16 protein-coding genes are annotated in these 18,735 nt (G+C 68.7%); 3 read left to right on the top strand and 13 right to left on the bottom strand.

What is annotated here, in order from left to right:
- Positions 1–67 precede the first annotated feature (67 nt).
- Positions 68–2,146 carry a TonB-dependent receptor gene (locus BT264_RS15830; RefSeq protein WP_256260639.1) on the bottom strand — a complete coding sequence of 693 codons (2,079 nt, stop codon included), beginning with the start codon at positions 2,144–2,146 and terminating at the stop codon, positions 68–70.
- Between the two features lie 454 nt (positions 2,147–2,600).
- Between BT264_RS15830 and adhP the strand changes: the two genes are divergently transcribed.
- Positions 2,601–3,629 (top strand): alcohol dehydrogenase AdhP, encoded by a 1,029-nt coding sequence (gene adhP, locus BT264_RS15825; RefSeq protein ID WP_072438607.1) that lies wholly within the window; start codon positions 2,601–2,603, stop codon positions 3,627–3,629.
- 59 nt (positions 3,630–3,688) lie between these two features.
- Here the strand turns inward: adhP and BT264_RS15820 are convergent, their stop codons facing one another.
- The 3 genes from BT264_RS15820 to BT264_RS15805 all read right to left on the bottom strand — a co-directional run bounded on the left by BT264_RS15820 (position 3,689) and on the right by BT264_RS15805 (position 7,001).
- Entirely contained in the window at positions 3,689–5,131 is a 1,443-nt protein-coding gene (locus BT264_RS15820; RefSeq protein ID WP_072438605.1) for a sialidase family protein, read from the bottom strand.
- A 524-nt stretch (positions 5,132–5,655) separates the two neighbouring features.
- Positions 5,656–6,087: a MarR family winged helix-turn-helix transcriptional regulator gene (locus tag BT264_RS15810; RefSeq protein WP_072438603.1), complete on the bottom strand. Its 432-nt coding sequence runs from the start codon at positions 6,085–6,087 to the stop codon at positions 5,656–5,658.
- Positions 6,084–7,001 (bottom strand): alpha/beta hydrolase family protein, encoded by a 918-nt coding sequence (locus tag BT264_RS15805; protein ID WP_072438601.1) that lies wholly within the window; start codon positions 6,999–7,001, stop codon positions 6,084–6,086. Before BT264_RS15805 ends, BT264_RS15810 begins: the two co-directional genes overlap by 4 nt.
- Positions 7,002–7,302: 301 nt before the next feature.
- Here BT264_RS15805 and BT264_RS15800 point away from each other — a divergent pair, with 301 nt between their 5' ends.
- Positions 7,303–8,268: an ABC transporter substrate-binding protein gene (locus BT264_RS15800; RefSeq protein ID WP_072438598.1), complete on the top strand. Its 966-nt coding sequence runs from the start codon at positions 7,303–7,305 to the stop codon at positions 8,266–8,268.
- A 52-nt stretch (positions 8,269–8,320) separates the two neighbouring features.
- On the top strand, positions 8,321–9,415 hold the full coding sequence (locus tag BT264_RS15795) for an LLM class flavin-dependent oxidoreductase (RefSeq protein ID WP_072438596.1): 1,095 nt from the start codon (positions 8,321–8,323) through the stop codon (positions 9,413–9,415).
- 100 nt (positions 9,416–9,515) lie between these two features.
- Here BT264_RS15795 and BT264_RS15790 read toward each other — a convergent pair whose 3' ends face one another.
- From BT264_RS15790 to BT264_RS15750, 9 genes are all read right to left on the bottom strand, one after another.
- The gene (locus BT264_RS15790; RefSeq protein ID WP_072438595.1) at positions 9,516–10,451 is read right to left on the bottom strand and encodes an ABC transporter substrate-binding protein; all 936 of its coding nucleotides are present in this window, start codon (positions 10,449–10,451) and stop codon (positions 9,516–9,518) included.
- Between the two features lie 34 nt (positions 10,452–10,485).
- The gene (locus BT264_RS40390; RefSeq protein ID WP_072438593.1) at positions 10,486–12,276 is read right to left on the bottom strand and encodes an amino acid ABC transporter permease/ATP-binding protein; all 1,791 of its coding nucleotides are present in this window, start codon (positions 12,274–12,276) and stop codon (positions 10,486–10,488) included.
- Positions 12,277–12,357: 81 nt separating this feature from the next.
- On the bottom strand, positions 12,358–13,710 hold the full coding sequence (locus BT264_RS15780; RefSeq protein ID WP_072438591.1) for an LLM class flavin-dependent oxidoreductase: 1,353 nt from the start codon (positions 13,708–13,710) through the stop codon (positions 12,358–12,360).
- Between the two features lie 7 nt (positions 13,711–13,717).
- Positions 13,718–14,767, bottom strand: coding sequence for an LLM class flavin-dependent oxidoreductase (locus BT264_RS15775; RefSeq protein WP_072438589.1), 1,050 nt, complete (start codon positions 14,765–14,767; stop codon positions 13,718–13,720).
- Between the two features lie 53 nt (positions 14,768–14,820).
- Positions 14,821–15,762, bottom strand: a complete 942-nt coding sequence (locus tag BT264_RS15770) for an ABC transporter substrate-binding protein (protein ID WP_072438587.1) — start codon at positions 15,760–15,762, stop codon at positions 14,821–14,823.
- A gap of 53 nt (positions 15,763–15,815) precedes the next feature.
- Positions 15,816–16,376: a GNAT family N-acetyltransferase gene (locus BT264_RS15765; protein ID WP_072438585.1), complete on the bottom strand. Its 561-nt coding sequence runs from the start codon at positions 16,374–16,376 to the stop codon at positions 15,816–15,818.
- Positions 16,377–16,692: 316 nt separating this feature from the next.
- Positions 16,693–16,902, bottom strand: coding sequence for a type II toxin-antitoxin system MqsA family antitoxin (locus BT264_RS15760; protein ID WP_083534043.1), 210 nt, complete (start codon positions 16,900–16,902; stop codon positions 16,693–16,695).
- A 31-nt stretch (positions 16,903–16,933) separates the two neighbouring features.
- Entirely contained in the window at positions 16,934–17,968 is a 1,035-nt protein-coding gene (locus BT264_RS15755) for a succinylglutamate desuccinylase/aspartoacylase family protein (protein WP_072438583.1), read from the bottom strand.
- Positions 17,969–18,221: 253 nt separating this feature from the next.
- Complete coding sequence (locus BT264_RS15750) at positions 18,222–18,494, bottom strand: hypothetical protein (RefSeq protein ID WP_034180142.1); 273 nt, start codon at positions 18,492–18,494, stop codon at positions 18,222–18,224.
- Positions 18,495–18,735 lie beyond the last annotated feature (241 nt).

Genomic DNA, 18,735 nt, shown 5'->3' with positions numbered 1-18,735 from the left:
GACGGGCGGGGCCGGAACTTGCGCGGGCGAACGCCGCGTGCGCAAGGGGCGGCGGGCCGCACGGCACTCAGAACGTAGTGCGCAACCCGGCCATCACGCTGCGGCCGCCTGCGGGCGCGAAGCCGCGCACGACCGACGTCGAATAGCGGATTTCCTGGTTCGTCAGGTTGTCGCCGCGCAGGTACGCGAGCCAGTGCGTCGCGCCGACGCGGAACTTGTAGGTCAGCATCACGCCCAGCGACGTATAGCCGTCCGTCGAGAAGTCGTTGTCGGGCACGCGATGCTGCGACCACGCGTGCGTGACCTGCGCACGCGCGCCGAACGGGCCGTAGCCGTAGTCGGCCGCGAGCGTCGCGCGCAGCGGCGCGATGCGCGGCAGCGGCTGGCCCGTGTCGACGTTGCGCGCGTGCGTGTAGTCGGCCGTCAGTTCCAGGTCGACCGTATGGCCGCGCCGCGAGAAGGCGCGCCATTTGCCGTCCAGCTCGATGCCGTAGAACTCGGCGCGCACGCCGCGATAGATCGCTTCGTTCAGCGAGCCGTCGGCGCCGGGCGCGACGGGCTCGCCGTCGTCGTTCACGACGCGGCCGGTGTTGTACTCGGTCAGGTAGTTCGAGAAGCGGTTGTAGAACACGCCGACGCTGCCGCGGTTCGGGCCGTTCGCATAGCGCAGCGACAGGTCGGTCGACACGGCCTTTTCCTTCGACGCGTTCGGGTTGCCGATCAGGAACTGGCCGGTCGCATCGTGCGGGCCGTTCGAATACAGCTCGTAGAAGGTCGGCGCGCGTTCGGTGTACGCGACGTTCGCCGCGACCGACCACACGGGCGTCAGCGAGAACAGCGCGCCGGCCGACAGGCTGCCCGCGTTGAAATCGCGCGGCTGCGCACCCGCGAATTTCTCGACGCCGGCCGGATCGGGGTCGACCTTCACGTGCTCGAAGCGGCCGCCGAGAGACAGCTTCAGCGACGGGACGACCTGCCATTCCTCGAGGCCGAACAGCGCGACGCTGTTGGTGCGGGTGGACGGCACGAGCGTCTCGTCGCCGAGCGCGGAAAACGTGTTCTGGCCGAACTGCACGCCGATCGCGCCTTCGAACGGGCCGATCCTGCGATGCCGCGCCTCGATGCGCGCCTCGTAGCCGCGGTTGCGGAAGGTGGTTGCCGTCTCGCCGTTGTCGACTTCCTTGTGGCGGTAGTCGGTGTACGCGAAGTCGAATTTCAGCTTCGTGAACGGCCCGCTCAGGTTGCGCACCTCGGACGCGAGCGCGAGGCGCTCCTGGCGCATCCGCAGCCGCACGTCGCTCTCCGCGACGGACCCGTAGTTCGATTCGTAGCCGCTGTACGACAGGCCCGCGAAGCCGTCCGCCCACGTGTACGACGCGCCGACCGCGCCGCCGTGCACGCGGCCGTCGCTGTTCGGCACGCTGCCTTCCGGCTGCGGCGTGTCGGGGCCGTCGAGCGCGCGTTGCGCGCTGCTGCGTGCGTAGCCGGGAATCCGCAGCTTGCTCGTTTCGCGGTCGAACGCGTCGACGTGGAACGCGAAGCGGCCGTTGCCGCCTTCGACCTGCACGGCGCCCGCGCGCACGGAATTCGCGCCGCCGTAGCGCGCGTCGAGCGCACCCGTCACGCCTTCGATCGCTTCGCGCGGAATCCGGTTGTCGATCGTGTTGACGACGCCGCCCACTGCGTTGCCGCCGTACAGCAGCGCGGCCGGGCCACGCACGATCTCGACGCGTTCGATCGACAGCGGATCCTGCGGCACCGCATGGTCGTACGACAGCGACGACGCGTCGTAGGACGCGACGCCGTTCTGCAGCAGCCGGATCCGGTCGCCGTCCATCCCGCGGATGATCGGGCGGCCGACCATCGGCCCGTAGGTGGTGGTCGACACGCCGGGCAGCCCGTTGAGCGTTTCGCCGAGCGAATCGGCCTGGCGGCGCGTCAGTGCGTCGCCGGAAAGCTGGACGGTCGGCGAGATCAGTTCGGTATCGCCGAGCGGGTTCGCGGTCACGAAGATCGGCGCGAGCGCGGTAGCCGAAGGCGTGCCCGACACGGCGGGTGCATTGGTCTGCGCGTGCGCGGCGGCGACGAGCAGCATCAGCGAAAGGGGCGAAAGCGGGCGAAGCGGTAGACGAGGGAGGTCGCGCATGGTCGGTGAATCGGTTGGAATCGGATCGGATAACGAGCGATGCGGGTCACGGCTGGATACGATATATTGTTGCGTCAACGACGCGCGATGACCCGTTGGAACATGGCTCGGCGACGCTCGGCCACCCATAGTGGAACGGAGTCAGGCGGACGAGCACGCGAGATGATATGTTATATCATCTCAAATTCCAAGCCGGATGTCGGCGGTGCGTACGGCTTCCGTCGGATCGGTGAAACGTCGGCTGTAGTGGAAGGCGCGCTGGCCGATGATCGTTCGCTAGTGCGACCGGTACGGCGTGCCGCGAAGCGCCGTGCGCCCGACCGCGCCGCACCGCCGTGCGACGAGACGATGCAGCCGCGATCGCCGGATAGCGCGCATCGCGTTGATACGCATCAACGTTCTCCGATGCCGAAACCGGATACTGGGTCGCTCAATGACCAGACAGGAGCGACGCATGACGCAAACCATGAAAGCGGCCGTGGTGCACGCATTCGGCGAACCGTTGCGTATCGAGGAAGTGCCCGTGCCGACGCCGGGCCCGGGCCAGATCCTCGTCAACATCAAGGCGTCGGGCGTCTGCCACACCGACCTGCACGCGGCCGACGGCGACTGGCCCGTGAAGCCGTCGCTGCCGTTCATTCCGGGGCATGAAGGCGTGGGCATCGTCGCGGCGGTCGGCGCGGGCGTCACGCACGTGCGCGAGGGCGACCGCGTCGGCGTGCCGTGGCTCTACAAGGCCTGCGGACATTGCGAGTACTGCTACACGGGCTGGGAAACGCTGTGCCACGACCAGCAGAACACCGGCTATTCGGTGAACGGCAGCTACGCGGAATACGTGCTCGCCGATCCCGACTACGTCGGCCATTTGCCGGCACAGGTTGAATTCGACGAGATCGCGCCGATTCTGTGTGCGGGCGTGACCGTCTACAAGGGCATTCGCGTCACCGATACGCGCCCCGGCCAGTGGCTCGCGATCTCCGGCATCGGCGGGCTCGGGCACGTGGCGGTGCAATACGCACGCGCGATGGGCCTGCACGTCGCGGCGATCGATATTTCGCCCGACAAGCTCGCGCTAGCGCGGCAGCTCGGCGCGCAACTGACGATCGACGCATCGGTCGACGATCCGGCGAAGGTGATCCAGAAGGAGATCGGCGGCGCGCACGGCGTGCTCGTCACGGCGGTGTCGCGCAGCGCGTTCGCGCAGGCGCTCGGGATGGTGCGGCGCGGCGGCACGGTCGCGCTCAACGGGCTGCCGCCCGGCGATTTCCCGTTGCCGATCTTCTCGACGGTGCTGAACGGCATCACCGTGCGCGGGTCGATCGTCGGCACGCGCCGCGACCTGCAGGAATCGCTCGACTTCGCGGCCGACGGCCTGGTGCGCGCGCATATCCATCGCGACCGGCTCGGCAACATCAACGACGTGTTCGCGAAGCTGCGCGAAGGCAAGGTCGACGGGCGCATCGTGCTGACCGAGATGCAGTGACGCGGGCGCCCGCCGCGCGACGGATCACGTCGCGACGGCGGCCGTGCTGCCGGTTCGCGTCATGGGGCGAAGAACACGTCCGTGCGGTTCGTCAGGTTGCCCGCGCTGGTCTGGACGAAGAACGGATGGAACGACGACGACGGGCCGACGTCGAGGCCCTGGTAGTCGCCGATGAAGAAGCCTTCCGCGTTCGGCGCGAGCTTCATGTCGAACGGTCCGCCGACGCGCCGCTCGTCGCCGAACGAGACGCCGCCGTCGTGCGAGATCTTGCGCCAGAAGCCCGTCGGCAGCGTCGTCGTGTTCCCGGCCAGCAGGTCGCGGAAGTCGTAGTGGGTGACCATCACGGCGCCCGCGTTGTCGACGCGCACCGACGGATTGAAGGCAGGCCGACCGGTCGGCGTGTTGATCTGCAGCGGCGCGCTCCAGGACGCGCCGCCGTCCTTCGACGTCGATAGCGCGATCTCGTCGTACGTGCCGCCGTTGAAGCGGCTGTCCTGCCACACGACGTAAAGCTGGCCCGACGCGGGATCGATCGCGGGCTCGGGAATGATGTCGCCGGTGCGCACGGGTTCGCCGGTGTTCGGGTCGGTCACGCCGACCGTCTGCAGCCCCGCGATCACCTGCGGCTGCGTCCAGGTCACGCCGTCGTCGGTCGACTTGATGAACGCGACCTTGCCCGCGGCCTTGCTGAACGGCGGCTGGATCAGGTTGAAGAAATCGTACAGCGTGCCGTTCCTCGGATCGACGACGATTTGGTTGCCGATCGTCTGCTGGCGCGACGGCACGTGGACGATGACCTTCGCTTTGCTCCAGGTCTTGCCGCCGTCGGTCGTCTTCGAGAACAGCGTCGGCCCGCGGAACGCCTGCGTATGCAGGTTCGCGTACGGGTTGCCGTTCGGCAGTTCGAGGCGGTCCCATACCGCGTATGCGGTGCCGGCCTTCACCGGGTTCGCCGTCACCGATTCCTTGTCGTTGAAGAACTGCGTGGTCGGTTCGTTGTCCGCGATCAGCACTGCGGGGCTGCTCCAGGTCTGCCCGCCGTCGGTCGATACCGATGAGGCGACCGCGTTGCTGTTGTTCGACTGGTTGAACGAGATCGATACCGAATACGCGGTGCCGTCCGGGCCGAAGGACACCCATGGGTCGGACGCGCGCTCGTACTTGAGCCCGCCCGGCGCGCATGCGCTGAACGGCTGCGTCGTCCGCGCCCAGGTCGCGCCGCCGTCGAACGTATAACCGGCGACGAGCCCGTGCGCGCCGCCGTTCGACCAGCGGTCCTGCTGCCATACGCCGATCATGTTCGTCGGGTTTGCCGGATTGACCGAAAGCCAGGGTTCGACCTCGGCATTCACATAGACGGTGCCGGGGCCGCCTATGGTGCAGGCGGCGTATGGACTGGGGCCTGACACGAGCACGGGATCGGCGTGCGCGGCGGCACAGGCCAGCGCCATCACGGCGGGCAGGCAGGTGAAAAGCGGGTGGGACACGATAGTGCGTCGCATGAACTGCTCCTCGTTGACGTGCGGCCGCGATGGTGCGGCGGAACGAGGCAGCGCGAGCCGATGTGCGGCGGCACAGGCCGCCGGATCGGGGCGCCGCGGCGACGCGCACGATGCGTGCCACCGGGACGTGTCGTTCAGGATACCGCTTCAGCCATCGCGATCCGCGTGCGCTGGATACCGCCAGCACTTCGGTCAAGACTCCTATTCGTTTTTATTGCTTGTGACGGATGTGTCGTTGATGCCAGCCCGGCTGGGAGGCCGGTTCGGGCAGGCGAAGAATGCGTAGAAGTGGATTGCAATGTAGATGATCCGGATGCGGCGCGGCAGGCAATTTTTTGTAACAGAGCGTAGCCGGAAAGCGTTGCCGGAGCGGCGTGGCGCGAACGCAAAATTTGCCGTCGTGAGTATGCGGAAATCGAATCGAAAAGGCGAATCGCAATCGCTTTCGATTGCAGCCGGCGCGAGCCGGTTTTGTCGAATCGATTCGCTGCCGGCAGGCGATGCGGCGTCCGCGTTGCCGCTGCTCAGCGCTCCGCCGGAAACCGGTCCTGCAACGCGTGCAGCCAGCGCGCGACGATATCGAGTTCCGCGTCGGAAAACCCGTCGCACAGCTTGCCGTTCAGCTCGCGCAGCAGCACGCGCGCGTGCTTGAGCGCCGTGTGGCCGTCGTCGGTCAGGTACAGGCGCGTCGCGCGGCCGTCGTCCGAATCGGCGTGGCGCGCGAGCAGGCCGGCTTTCGCCATCCGGTCGGCGAGCCCCGTCATCGCGGACGGCGCGAGCTGCAGCGCGGCGCCGACTTCGCCGATCAGCGCGCCGTCCTGCTTCGCGAGACAGAACAGCACGCCGGCCTGCGCGGCGCTCGCGCGCGTATCGGTCTCGGCCTTGCGGTCGACCCAGCGCTGCACGCGCCGCTGGCCGATGTTCAACAGGAAAAACAGTCGTCGGTTTTCGCTCAAGCTGGGTTCCCGGCTGCAATGGAAAGGGATGGACGGCCCGCGGCGCGCGGCGCGTCGAGTGCCTGCGCGAGCCAGTCGGCCAGGTCGGGCCACAGCACGGCGCCGGGCCGGCTGCGGAAGAAGCCCATGTGCCCGACCGGGCCGCTGCCCGCCGCGTGCGGATCGATCTGGCGGCGCTCGACCGCCGCGCCGGTCAGATAGCTTACCAGCAGGTCGATCGCGGCCGGGTTCGCCCACGGATCGTCGTCGAAGCCGAGCGCGAGGATCGGCAGCCGCTGTTTCGAGAAGCGATCGGCCGCGCCGAGTGTCGGATCGTCGAAGAAATAGTGCGGTAGCGTCGTCCAGCGGCTCCATTCGCGGAACACGCCGGCCGGCAAGTCCTCGCCGAGCCCGAGCCGCTTGCCGGGCACGTAGCCGAGCAACGCGGACGTCAGCGGGCCCAGCACGCGCAGGATCAGCCGCACCTTCAGGCGTTCGGCCGCCTGCGCGATCAGTCGCGTGCTGCCCGCATGCGCGGCGACGAGCACGGCCGCGCGCAGGTGCGTCGTGCTCGCGGACAACCCGATCGCATGCCCGCCGACGCTATGCCCGACCGCCAGCAGCGGCAACCCTTCGTACGCGTGCCGTGCCCATGCGGTCGCGGCGCCGACGTCGAGCTCCATCCAGTCGCGCATGCGGGCTCGCAGCGCGCCCAGGCGCGCGGGCCGCGACGCGCCGATGCCGCGGTAGTTGTAGGTCAATGCCGCGAAGCCGCGTTCGGTCAGGAAGCTCGCGAAGCCCGCATACAGCCGCTCCGGCACGGCCGTCGCCGGATGGATCAGCACCAGCGCGCGCGGTTCGGCATCGGGCGTCCATAGCGTACCGCGCAGCGGATAGCCGTCGATGGCGGAAAACTCGATCGGTTGGGAGGTCATGGCCGTCCTCGTTTCAGGTGGTTATTTCGTATGCGAAATATAGTCCGGGATTTATTTCGTGCACGAAATACATGTCGAGGAATCATTCGAACGACGGGTGCGGGAGGGCGGCGTCAGGAATCGCGTGGTGCTGTTCGCTCCATAAAATATTTGCATCTTTGCATAGCAGAATATTGCGTTTGTGTCATGAAGGGGGGCGCCGTATCTTCACTGGTTCCATCCGTTCCGCCGGCCGTTTCGCACGGCGGACAACGAGGCACCGCCATTTCGCGGCAGCCCGCCAACCATCCGGGAGATTACGTTGCTGAGCCGAATCGTCACGGCGCTCTTGCTGGCGCTTGCCGCGCAGCCGGGCATCGCGAAAGACACCGTCACGCTGCGCGTCGGTGAACAGAACTACTTCAACATCCAGGCGTCGATGGAGGCGTCCGGCGTGCTGAAGGACCTGCCTTACACGATCGAGTGGAAGCACTTCCAGGCCGCCGCGCCCGTCGCCGAGAGCCTGAACGGCAACGCGATCGATGTCGGCTTCCTCGGCGATTCCGCGCTGCTCACGCTGGCCGCGCGCGGTGCGCCGGTGAAGGTCGTCGCGGTGTCGCGGCAGAGCCTCGACGGCGTCGCGATCCTCGTGCCGAAGCATTCGCCGGTACGCACCGTGGCCGACCTGCAGGGCAAGACCGTCGCCGTGTGGCGCGGCGCCTGGAGCCAGCAGCTCGTGCTGCGCGCGCTCGAACACGCGGGCCTGCGTGCGGATTCGGTCAAGTACGCGTACCTGATGCCGATCGACGCGACCAACGCGCTCGCGAACGGCTCGGTCGATGCCGTGTCGCTGTGGGAGCCGTTCGTCAGCACGCTGGCGCTGCGGCAGGGCGCGCGGCCCGTCACCACCGCGCAGGGGCTGATGCCCGCACTGAGCTTCGTCGCCGCGAACGAGCAGGCCGCGTCGGGCAAGCGCGCGGAGATCACCGATTTCCTGAAGCGCGTCGTGGCCGCGCGCCAGTGGGTCGACAGCCATCCGCGCGAGTATGCGGACCTGTGGTCGAAGCGCGCGAAGCTCGAGCCCGACGTCGCGTACCGCTGGCTCGACAATGCGAAGCAGCGCGTGGGCCCGGTCGACGATACGGCCGCGAAGGACGCGCAGAACACGGCCGACTTCCTGCACAAGGCCGGCGTGATTCCGGCCGCGTACGACACGTCGAAGCTGCTCGACCGCTCGTATGCGGGCGCGTTCGCGGCGCCTGCGCAAAAGACGGCCGCCGCGCAGTAATCGCGCCGCCGCATCCACGATTCCCGATCGAGAACCAGAAGGACATCCCGACATGCCAGTCGACATCATCGGCATGATCACCGCGACACCGGGCGCGGAGGTCGACGTACCGGGCGGCGCGGCCGTCCAGCCCGACTACGTGCGCCGTTTCGCGCAGGCGCACGAGGCGGCGGGCTTCGACCAGATCCTGGTCGGCCATTTCAGCAACGCCGCGGACGGCTTCATCGTCGCCTCGTTCGCGGCCGCCGCGACCGAACGCATCCGCCTCCTGCTCGCGCACCGGCCGGGCGTGATCGTGCCGTCGGCCGCCGCGCGGCAGATCGCGACGCTCGACGTGTTCAGCGGCGGCCGGCTCGCGCTGAACGTCGTGTCGGGCGGCGACGATACGGACTTGCAGCGCGACGGCGATTTCGTGCCGCACGATGCGCGCTACCGCCGCACCGGCGAATATCTCGACGTGCTGAAGCGGATCTGGCTGGCCGATGCGCCGGTCGACCACGACGGCGAGTTCTACCGGCTGCGCGGCGCGTCGCCTGTCGTGAAGGGCGCGCAGCGGCCGCACGTGCCGATCTATTTCGGCGGCTCGTCGCCGGCCGCGCTCGCGGTCGCGGGCGAGCACGCGGATGTCTACATGACGTGGGGCGAGCCGCTCGCATCGGTGCGCGAGCAGATCGCGCGCGTGCGGGCCGCCGCCGCGCCGTTCGGGCGCGCGCCGCGCATCAGCGTGTCGTTCCGGCCGATCGTCGCCGATACCGAGGCCGCCGCGTGGGAGAAGGCCGAGGCGATCCGCGAGCGCGTGCGCGCGGCGCGGGTCGCGAACGGCCAGCCGATCGCCGGCCACGCGCCGCAGAATGCCGGTTCACAGCGGCTGATGGCGGCCGCCGCGCAAGGCGACGTGCTCGACGAGCGACTGTGGATGGGTGTCGCGAACCTGACCGGCGCGCGCTGGAATTCGACCGCGCTCGTCGGCACGCCGGAACAGGTCGCGCGGGCGCTCGGCGCGTACTACCGGCTCGGCGTGTCGACGTTCCTGATTCGCGGGTTCGATCCGCTCGACGATGCGCTGGCCTACGGGCGCGACCTGATTCCGGCGATTCATGCGCAGGTCGCGGAGCTCGACCGGTATCAAGCGGCGGTGACCGCGTAGGCGCGACTCGGCGACGAACGGTACCGCTTCGACTGCGCCCCGGTATTTCCATCGTGGAATGCCGGGGCGATGTCACTCAGGCATCGACGCATCGACGCCTTCAGAACGACGGCAACCCCGGCGGATTGGTTTCCGCGCGCGCGATCGCCTCGCTCTGCAATCCCCATCGCGCGAGCGCCTGCCCGTAGCGGCCGCTGCCGATCAGCGCATTCGTCGCGAGCGTCAGCGCAGGCGCGAGGCCGCTGCCGCGACGCGTCGCGATCGCGACGTCGGCATTGTTCGGCCAGCCCGCATTGACGACGCCGACGCGGCGGATCTTGCCGCTGCGCCCGGCCTCGTACGCGAGCGACGCGTTCGGGTTCAGCTCCGCATCGGCGCGGCCCGACAGCAGCGCGACGCGCGCGGTCGCATCGTCGTCGAAATAGAGCAGCTCGGCCGGCTTCAACCCCTGCGCGACGTTGCGCCGGCTCCATTCGAGCAGGATGCGCTCCTGGCTCGTGCCGGCACCGGTGATGATCCGCAGGCCCGCGATGTCCTTCGGCTCGGCGATCTTCGAAATCGGGCTGCCGGTGCGTACATAGAAGCCGTGCAGTCCAAGCCGGTAGGTCGTGAAATCGTATTTCTCCTTGCGCTTCTCGGTCACGCCGACGTTCGAGATCACCGCGTCGTACTTGCCGGACGTCAGCCCGAGCGGCCAGTCGGCCCACGCGATCGGCACCAGCACGAGCGTGCGGCCGAGCGCATCGGCGACGAGCTGCGCGTAGTCGGGATCGGCGCCGACCACGGTGCGCGCGTCGGTCGCGTAGGTCGATACGGGCGGCGCGTGCGGTGAAATCGCAACCGTGAATGCGCCGTCGCGCACCCAGCGGTAGCCGCTTGCCTCGCGGATGGCCGCGTCGTCACGCGACGCGCGAATCCGGCCGGCCTGGCGCGGGTCGAGGTCGGCGGTTGCGGCCGCCGCGTGCGCGATGCGCGACGGCAGGCTGCCGGATGCCGCGACCAGCGCGGCGGTCATGAATTGACGTCGATCGATCATCGTGTGGCGCCCCGGTCATCGGCAGGGATGCGCATCACAGCACCCGCGACAGGAACGCGCGCGTGCGCGGATGCGACGGCGCGTCGAGCACGACGGCCGGCGGGCCGGCCTCGACGATGCGCCCGCGCTCCATGAACAGCACGTTGTCCGCGACTTCGCGCGCGAAGCCGATCTCGTGCGTGACGATCACGAGCGTCGTGCCCGAGCGCGCGAGCTCCTTGATCACGTCGAGCACCTCGTTGACGAGCTCCGGGTCGAGCGCGGACGTCGGCTCGTCGAACAGCAGCACCTTCGGACGCAACGCAAGCGCCCGCGCGATCGCGACGCGCTGCTGCTGGCCGCCGGACAACTGGCGCGGGTACGCATCGGCTTTGTCCGCGAGACCGACGCGCGCGAGCAGCGTGCGTGCGGTGCGCTCGGCCGCATCGCGCGTGATGCCGGCGACGGCGATCGGCGCCTCGATCAGGTTCTCGAGCACCGTCAGGTGCGGGAACAGGTTGAAGTTCTGGAACACCATCCCGACGGCCGTGCGCCGCTTCAGCACGTCGCGCTCCTTCAGCTCGTAGAGCACGTCGCCGTCGCGTCGATAGCCGATCAGTTCGCCGTCGATGTCGATGAAGCCGTCGTCGACGCGTTCGAGATGGTTGATCGTGCGCAGCAGCGTCGACTTGCCCGAGCCCGACGGCCCGACGATCGCGGTCACGCTACCGCGCGGCGCGACGAACGACACGTTGTCGAGCACGCGCTGCATGCCGAACTGTTTCGACACGCCATGCACGGCCACTTCGCCGCCGGCGCGCGGCACGGCGGCGGCCACGGTATCGGTATCGCCTGCGGCCCGCACGATCGACGTCGAATGGCGCGACGCGGCACGCCGCCGCAGCACGCCGATGCGCGCGAGCGCGAACGTGAGCACCGACGGCGGCGGATTGCGCAGCGCGCCGCGCGCATAGTGCCGTTCGACCTGCACCTGGATCGCCGACAGCACCGTCAGGATGATCAGGTACCAGACGGTCGCCACCATCAGCAGCGGAATCACTTCGAGGTTGCGGCGATAGATCACCTGCACCGTGTAGAACAGCTCCGGCATCGCGAGCACGTACACCATCGACGTGCCTTTCGCGAGCGTGATCAGGTCGTTGAACGCGGTCGGCAGGATCGCGCGCATCGCCTGCGGCAACACGATCCGCGCGGTCTGGCGGCTGCGCGGCAGCCCGAGCGCGGCGGCCGCTTCGAGCTGGCCCTGGTCGACCGCGAGAATGCCGCCGCGGATCACTTCCGCGGAAAACGCCGCGTGGTTCAGCGTGAGGCCGAGCACGGCCGCGAGGAACGGGCTGATCAGGTCGGTCGTCGGCGCTTCGAACCACACGATATCGGTGAACGGCACGCCGAGCCGCACATGCTCGTACAGGTAGCCGAGGTTGTTCAGGATCAGCAGCAGCACGATCAGCGGAATCGAGCGGAACAGCCACACGAAGGTCCATGCGCTCGCGGACAGCAGGCGCGAACGCGACAGCCGGGCCAGCGCGACGAACGCGCCGAGCACGAAGCCGAACACCGCGCCGAGCAGCGTCAGCACCAGCGTGCGCGCGAGCCCCGACAGCACCGGCGGCGACAGGAACCATTCGGCGAACACCGGCCAGCCCCATTGCGGGTTGCCGAGGATCGAATGCAGCGCGATCGCGATCAGCACGACGGCGAGCACGGTGCCGGCCGTGCGCGCCCGGTGGCGCGCGGGCACGATCCGGAACCGCGTGCCGGGCTCGCGCGCGCCGGGGGAAGAGAGCGGCGGCAGCGCGCCGCCGAGGTGGGTCGTGTCGCTCATGTCGTTGGAAGTCCTCGAATCGGTCGGAAGCGCCGCACCCGGGCGGCGCGGCACGTCGGCCCGTGGCCGGGCCGCGGTGGGTCAGGCGTGCGCTTCGGCCGCCGCTTCCTGCGACGCGCCGGGCACCGCGTGGCGGCTCGCCTTGCGCGGCAGGCCGAGGTGGTCGCGCAGCGTCGCGCCGGGCAGGTCGCGGCTGTAGCGGCCGCGCGCCTCGAGCACCGGAATCACCAGCTCGACGAAATCGTCGACGCCTTGCGCCTGCACCGGAAAGCCGAGGATGAAACCGTCGCCGGCGCCCGCGTCGTGCCAGCGGATCAGCTCGTCGGCGACATGCTCGGCCGTGCCGATGAAGTTCGGGCGCGGCGTCGCGACCGCGAGTGCCGTCTCGCGCAGCGACAGGCCCTTGTTCTTCGCGTCGGCCTTGATCCGGTCGGTGGTCGAGCGGAAGCTGTTGCGGCCGAGCTCGCCGAGTTCCGGGAACGGCGCGTCGAGCGCGTATTGCGTGAAATCGTGGTGATCGAAATAGCGGCCGAGATACGCGAGCGCCTCGTCGATCGTCAGCAGGTCGCGGATCGCCTGGTATTTGTCTTCGGCCTCGGCGGCCGTGCGGCCGACGATCGGCCCGACGCCGGGGAAGATCTTCACGTCGTCGGCTTGCCGCCCGTGCTCGACCGCGCTTTGCTTCACGCGCCGCGTGAACGCGGCTGTCTCGTCGAGCGACGGCGAATGCGTGAACACCGCGTCCGCATACTTGCCCGCGAGCCCGATGCCGGTGTCGGACGAGCCGGCCTGGAAGATCACCGGCTGCCCCTGCGGCGAGCGCTGGATGTTCAGCGGGCCCGCGACCTGGAAGAAGCGGCCGTGGTGATCGAGCGTATGCAGCTTGGCGCGATCGAAGAAGCGGCCGGTCGCGCGGTCGCGCACGAACGCGTCGTCGTCCCAGCTGTCCCACAGGCCCTGCACGACGTCGAGGTATTCGTCTGCGATCTCGTAGCGCAACTCGTGATCCGGATGCGCCTTGCCGAAATTTTTCGCGGTGCCTTCGAGCGGCGTCGTCACGACGTTCCAGCCCGCGCGCCCGCCGCTGATCGCGTCGAGCGACGCGAGCTGGCGCGCGACCGTGAACGGCTCGCTGTACGACGTCGAGATCGTGCCCGCGAGCCCGATCTTCTTCGTCGCGACCGCGAGCGCCGACAGCACGGTCAGCGGCTCGAAGCGGTTCAGGAAGTGCGGGATCGACTTCTCGTTGATGTAGAGGCCGTCGGCGACGAACGCGAACGCGATGCCGGCGGCTTCCGCCTTGCGCGCGATGCCGATCGCGAAGTCGAGGTTGATGCTCGCGTCCGGCGGGTTGCTCGGGTGCCGCCATGCGTTCATGTGGCTGCCTGCGCCTTGCAGCATCAGGCCGAAGGGGATCGATCGTCGGGTCGTCATGGGAGCGTCACGCGTTCTGGTCAGGGGAAAGGGAGCGGTCGGCCGCGAGGGCCGCTTGCAGCGGCGTGGCCGACAGCGCGCCGCCGAGCCATTCGACCGACGCGAGCCGCGCCGCGTAGTCGGTCACCGGCGAGTCGATCACGAATGCATCGACGTCGAGCCGCCGGCTCAGCGCATCGAGCGCGCGGTGAACGCGCTCGGGCGTATCGGCCAGCACGGTCGGGCGCAGCTCGTCGATCCGGTAGTCGGACGCGCCGCTTTGCCGCGCGAATTCGGCGGCCGCCTGTGCGCTCGCCAGGTTGAAACTCTGCCCGCCCGCGAACTGCAGCTTGAAGATCTTCAGCGGTCCGATCAGCTGTTCGGCCTCGTCGCGTGTCGGCGCGGCCACCGCGTACAGCGCGACGAGCGGCCGCGTGCCGCCCGCGCTGCGGTACGCGTCGAGCGAGCGTTCGAGATTCGCGTCGTCGCCGTTGAAATGCCCCGCGTAGCAGAAGCGCCAGCCGTTGCGCGCGGCGAGCGCGCCGCTGTCCGGCGAGCCGCCGAGCAGGATGCGTTCGGGCGGTTGCGGCGGCACCGGCATCGCGACCGCGCCGGCGAGCGGATGATCTTCGGCGACGCCCCAGCCGAGAAACGCGTCGAGCTCCGCGAGCTGGCCCGCGAAGTCGGGCTTGCGCGCCTTGTCGTGGAACCACTGCAGCGCGCGCGTGGTCAGCGGCAGCCCGCCGGGCGCCTTGCCGATGCCGAGATCGACGCGGCCCGGTGCGAGCGCGGCCAGCAGCTTGAACGACTCGGCGACCTTGAACGGGCTGTAGTGCTGCAGCATCACGCCGCCCGAGCCGACGCGGATGCGCGACGTGTGCGCGAGCAGGTGCGCGACGACGATCTCCGGCGCCGAGCTCGCGAAGCCCGGCGTGCCGTGATGCTCGGCGACCCAGAAGCGCTCGTAGCCGAGCTGTTCGGCGCGCTGCGCGAGCGTCGTGGTGAAGCGCAGCGCGTCGGCGGCGCTCGCACCGTCGGCGATCGGACTCTTGTCCAGCAACGAAAGCGAATAAGACATGGTGGGCGGCGTTCCTGCGTATGGCGTGGATGGACGGTGGGCGCGTGCGGCGCTCAGCTCTTCGGCAGCCCCGGCGGATTCGTGCGCGACTGGTCGATCGCCTCGGACGCGAGGTTCCAGCGGTCGAGCACCTGCTGGTAGCGGCCGTTCTTGATCAGCCCGTTCAGCGCGACGGTCAGCGGCTCGGCGAGCCCGCTGCCGCGGCGCGTCGCGATCGCGATGTCGGCGGTGCGCGGCCAGCCGCCGCTGATCGCGCCGACGAGCCGCGTCTTGCCTTGCTGCGCGCTTTGATACGCGAGCACCGAGTTCACGCTGAACACGGCATCGGCGCGGCCCGACTGCACGGCGACGATGCGCATCGCCTGGTCGTCGTAGTACTGGATCTGCACGGGTTTCAGCCCGTGCGCGACGTTCTCACGGTCCCACGCGAGCAGGATCTTTTCCTGGTTGGTGCCGGCGTCGGTCACGACGCGCAGCCCCGCGACATCCTTCGGCTCGCGGATCGCCTGGATCTTGCTGTCGTTGCGCACGTAGAAGCCGACCAGATCGTGGCGGTACGACGAGAAATCGAATTTCTGCTTGCGCTCCTCGGTGACGGTCACGTTCGAGATCACCGCGTCGACTTTCCCGGATTCGAGCGCGAGCGGCCAGTCGGCCCATGCGAGCGCGACGATCTTCAGCTTGCGGCCGAGGCTGTCGGACACGAGCTGGCCGACGTCGGCGTCGAAGCCGACCACCGTGCGCGCGTCGGTCGCATACGAGCTGATCGGCGGCAGGCTCGGCGCGATGCCGATCGTCAGCGTGCCGGGCTCGGCGAACTTGAACGACGCGGGCACCGCGCGTTCGACCGCCGCATCGGCTGCGCCGCGCGGGCGGCCGCGCTGCTCGGGGCTCAGGTCGAACGTCGCGGCGGCCGCGGCGAATGCGGTCAGGCCGATCAGCGCGGCGGCCAGCGTGCGGATGGCGCGGGAAGAAAGCGGTACGGCTCGTTGCATGAAAACGTCCTGTTGTTGTGTCGTAGGGAGCGGAGTCGGGTGGAGCGGTGGGCTCAGCGCGGCAGCGCCGGCTCGGGCAACGGCGCCCACAGGTCGGCGAGCGTCGACGTGCGCGACGGGTCGGCGAGATCCTTGCCGAACCGCAGGTGGAAATACGCTTCGGGGTCGATCGACGAATCGAACAGCCGCGTATAGCCGGTGCGGTCGTACAGCGCCCACGCTTCGGGCTGGCGAAAACCGGTGGTCAGGTACAGGCGGCGATAGCCCTGCTGCGCGGCGCGCAGCTCGAGCGCTTCGACGATGAGCCGCGCGAGGCCCTGGCGGCGCAGGTCCGTGCGCGTCCAGATGCGCTTGAGCTCGGCGGTCTGCGCGTCGTAGCGCTTGAACGCGCCGCCGCCGATCGTTTCGCCGTCGCGCAGCAGCAGCACGAAGGCGCCTTCGGGCGGCGCGAACAGTTCGGCCGGGTAGCGCGCGAGTTCGTCGCGCGCGGACGCGCGGCTATCGGGGCGGTACGCGTTGTAACGGGTCGAATACTCGTCGATCAGCGCGTCGATCAGCGGTTGCGCGCGGACGTCGAGCGGCGTCGTGTCGATGAGGCGGTCGTTCGTGGCCATGGGCATCGCGAAGGGCGCGCGATGCGGACGTTCCGTTCGGGGCTCGGGCACGCGGCCCGTCCGGTCTGTTCCGTTATCGCGGCGCGGTTGTCGTGATGACGGCGGCCGGTGCGCATCGTGCGATGCATGTGGCGGGCCGCCGCCGTTTTGAACACGTTAGCGGCGCGGCCGGCAAAGGCGAACGAAGCAATTTCGATAAGGATTTCGCGGCAGGCGTCAGAAGGCTTGCAGCGGGAGTGGGGTAGGGGCAAGCCGAATGGGGCGCTCCGTGCAGGCGCGCCCGTTTGATGAATGCGGGGCGACGGATGACGCGCGGCTACGTCGCCTGACCTCGTATCTGTGTTGCGAACCGTGTCACCGCTTCGCCGAGGCGGCTTGCATTTTCGATGTCCAGCACGGATTCCTCGCATGCAGGGCAGAAGTCGCCGGTGATGCGCGGTATGACGGTGGAGTGACCTTGGCAGGTGTACGGAATGTCGCGTGTGTCACGGATCAGTTGCGCGCCACCGCAGGCAGGACATTTCATGTTCGTGATTTCCTGAACGATAGGATCTGACTCATTGGCCGACGCTCGGCGCAGCCGACAACTCCGCCAGCTGAAACAGGCAATCGCCGCGCCGCACCTGCGCGGGCACGCGCTTGCACACCACTTCGCCGTCGCCGTTGAACCGGTGCAGCATCGGTTCGCGCAGCGGTGTATCGGGGAAATGCACCCACGCGGCAGGCTGTCCAGCCTTCACCTGGTCGCCGAGTTCGACGAGCGGCTCGTACAGCCCGCGCTCGTATGCATAGACGAAGTGGCGGTCGCCGTCGACGCGCATGAAGCGCGTGACGGTCGGCGGTGCGTCGGGCACGAGCGCGCCGCGCAGCAGGCCGATATAACCGAGGTAGTGCAGCAGCCCGTGGCGGCCGAGCCTGATCAGCGACGGATCGGCCATGCCCGCGCCGCCCAGTTCGGTCACGATCGAGATCGCGCCCTGCCGGCGCGCGGCCGATGCCGAATGCACGGGGTTCGGCGCGTGCAGCAGCGCATTCGGCAAGCCGAACGCGACCAGCAGCGCGTTGAGCTTCGCGGCTTCGTCCGCGTCGAGCGGATCGATCGCGAGCATGTTGCCGCCCTGGTACAGCAGCGAGCTGCCGCCCGAATGCAGGTCGACCAGGTACTGCGCACGCGACAGCAGCGCGTGCTCGATGTAGTGGGCGATCATCTGCGTCGGTGTGCCGGTTGGATCGCCGGGGAAACTGCGGTTCAGGTTGCCTTCGTCGAGCGGCGATACGCGCAGGCCCGCGTCCGCCGCGGGGAAATTCGCCATCGGCAGCAGGATCAACTGCCCGCTGACCATCTCGGGTTCGATCTCGCGCATCAGCTGCGACACGATGATCTGGCCTTCGTATTCGTCGCCGTGGTTGCCGGCCATCACGAGCGCGACCGGGCCGTCGCCGTTGCGGATCGACGCGATCGGGATCGGCAGCCAGCCATAAGCCGAGCGGTGCACGGAATGCGGCAGCCGCAGGTAGCCCGCGTGCTTGCCTGGCGCGTCGAGATCGATTTCGCAGTGGATGGGGTTTCGCTGTGAGGAAGGGGCGGTCATGGCGGCATCGTTCGATGAACGGAATCTGCCATCTTATCGGGAAACGACCGCCACGCGGCGCACGGGGAGCGCGCAACGCCGACCGCCGTCAACCGGCATGAGCGCGGATGCGCATGGCGAGCCGAATTTCCGATACGCGAAACCGCGCGCGATGTTGCATCGGTGAACGCATGCCGCCGCGCGGCCGGCCGCATTCATGCGTCAAATTTCGCGCCGACCCCTTGCCGCAGCAGGGCCGGCGCGCGCGGCCGGCTCAGCGGCCCGATGTTTCAGCTTCGAGACGTCCTTCTTCCCACAATGCCCAGAAACGGCTGCCGGCGCGATACGGATTCGCGCGCCGCGCGCCGTAATCGGTGACGCCCTGGCGAAACGCGCCGTACAGCGTCAGCGGCGGATTGTCGACGCACGCGGCTTCACGGGCGGGCGTGCGGCGCTCGAAAACGAGCCGCCGGATCAGGGACGCGCCGTCGATCACGGTTTGTTCGTCGATCGTTTCGGTTCTGGCGAGGACTTCGACGGTATTCATGTTGGGCTCCCTGAAACGTTCTTTCCCCATCAAGGAGCAATAAGAATGCCAACCACGAAATGTCGGCCGCTGCATCGATCGTGCAGGCTTCTGCGGTCAACGTTACGGGTGGCGAGCGGCGATGTTACGGAACACGTCACGTGACACGCGAGCGCGGCACGACGTGCGAATACGCAACGCGTTTCGGAATTGAATCGCCGGGAGGATGCGGCCGGCAGTGGAAACGACGATGAACGGGCCG

The organism is Burkholderia sp. NFPP32 (assembly GCF_900119325.1).
Classification (GTDB): Bacteria; Pseudomonadota; Gammaproteobacteria; order Burkholderiales; family Burkholderiaceae; genus Burkholderia; species Burkholderia pyrrocinia_C.
The sequence above is the reverse complement of the archived record's forward strand: the minus strand, read 5'-3'. Positions and strand labels throughout refer to the sequence as shown.

Bases quoted from the DNA above. Each gene is read 5' to 3' on its own strand.
- BT264_RS15750 (WP_034180142.1), bottom strand. From the start codon at position 18,494: ATGAATACCGTCGAAGTCCTCGCCAGAACCGAAACGATCGACGAACAA.
- BT264_RS15830 (WP_256260639.1), bottom strand. From the start codon at position 2,146: ATGCGCGACCTCCCTCGTCTACCGCTTCGCCCGCTTTCGCCCCTTTCG.
- BT264_RS15780 (WP_072438591.1), bottom strand. From the start codon at position 13,710: ATGACGACCCGACGATCGATCCCCTTCGGCCTGATGCTGCAAGGCGCA.
- BT264_RS15760 (WP_083534043.1), bottom strand. From the start codon at position 16,902: ATGAAATGTCCTGCCTGCGGTGGCGCGCAACTGATCCGTGACACACGC.
- BT264_RS15770 (WP_072438587.1), bottom strand. From the start codon at position 15,762: ATGCAACGAGCCGTACCGCTTTCTTCCCGCGCCATCCGCACGCTGGCC.
- BT264_RS15820 (WP_072438605.1), bottom strand. From the start codon at position 5,131: ATGCGACGCACTATCGTGTCCCACCCGCTTTTCACCTGCCTGCCCGCC.
- BT264_RS15775 (WP_072438589.1), bottom strand. From the start codon at position 14,767: ATGTCTTATTCGCTTTCGTTGCTGGACAAGAGTCCGATCGCCGACGGT.
- BT264_RS15790 (WP_072438595.1), bottom strand. From the start codon at position 10,451: ATGATCGATCGACGTCAATTCATGACCGCCGCGCTGGTCGCGGCATCC.
- BT264_RS15755 (WP_072438583.1), bottom strand. From the start codon at position 17,968: ATGACCGCCCCTTCCTCACAGCGAAACCCCATCCACTGCGAAATCGAT.
- BT264_RS40390 (WP_072438593.1), bottom strand. From the start codon at position 12,276: ATGAGCGACACGACCCACCTCGGCGGCGCGCTGCCGCCGCTCTCTTCC.
- BT264_RS15805 (WP_072438601.1), bottom strand. From the start codon at position 7,001: ATGACCTCCCAACCGATCGAGTTTTCCGCCATCGACGGCTATCCGCTG.
- adhP (WP_072438607.1), top strand. From the start codon at position 2,601: ATGACGCAAACCATGAAAGCGGCCGTGGTGCACGCATTCGGCGAACCG.
- BT264_RS15795 (WP_072438596.1), top strand. From the start codon at position 8,321: ATGCCAGTCGACATCATCGGCATGATCACCGCGACACCGGGCGCGGAG.
- BT264_RS15765 (WP_072438585.1), bottom strand. From the start codon at position 16,376: ATGGCCACGAACGACCGCCTCATCGACACGACGCCGCTCGACGTCCGC.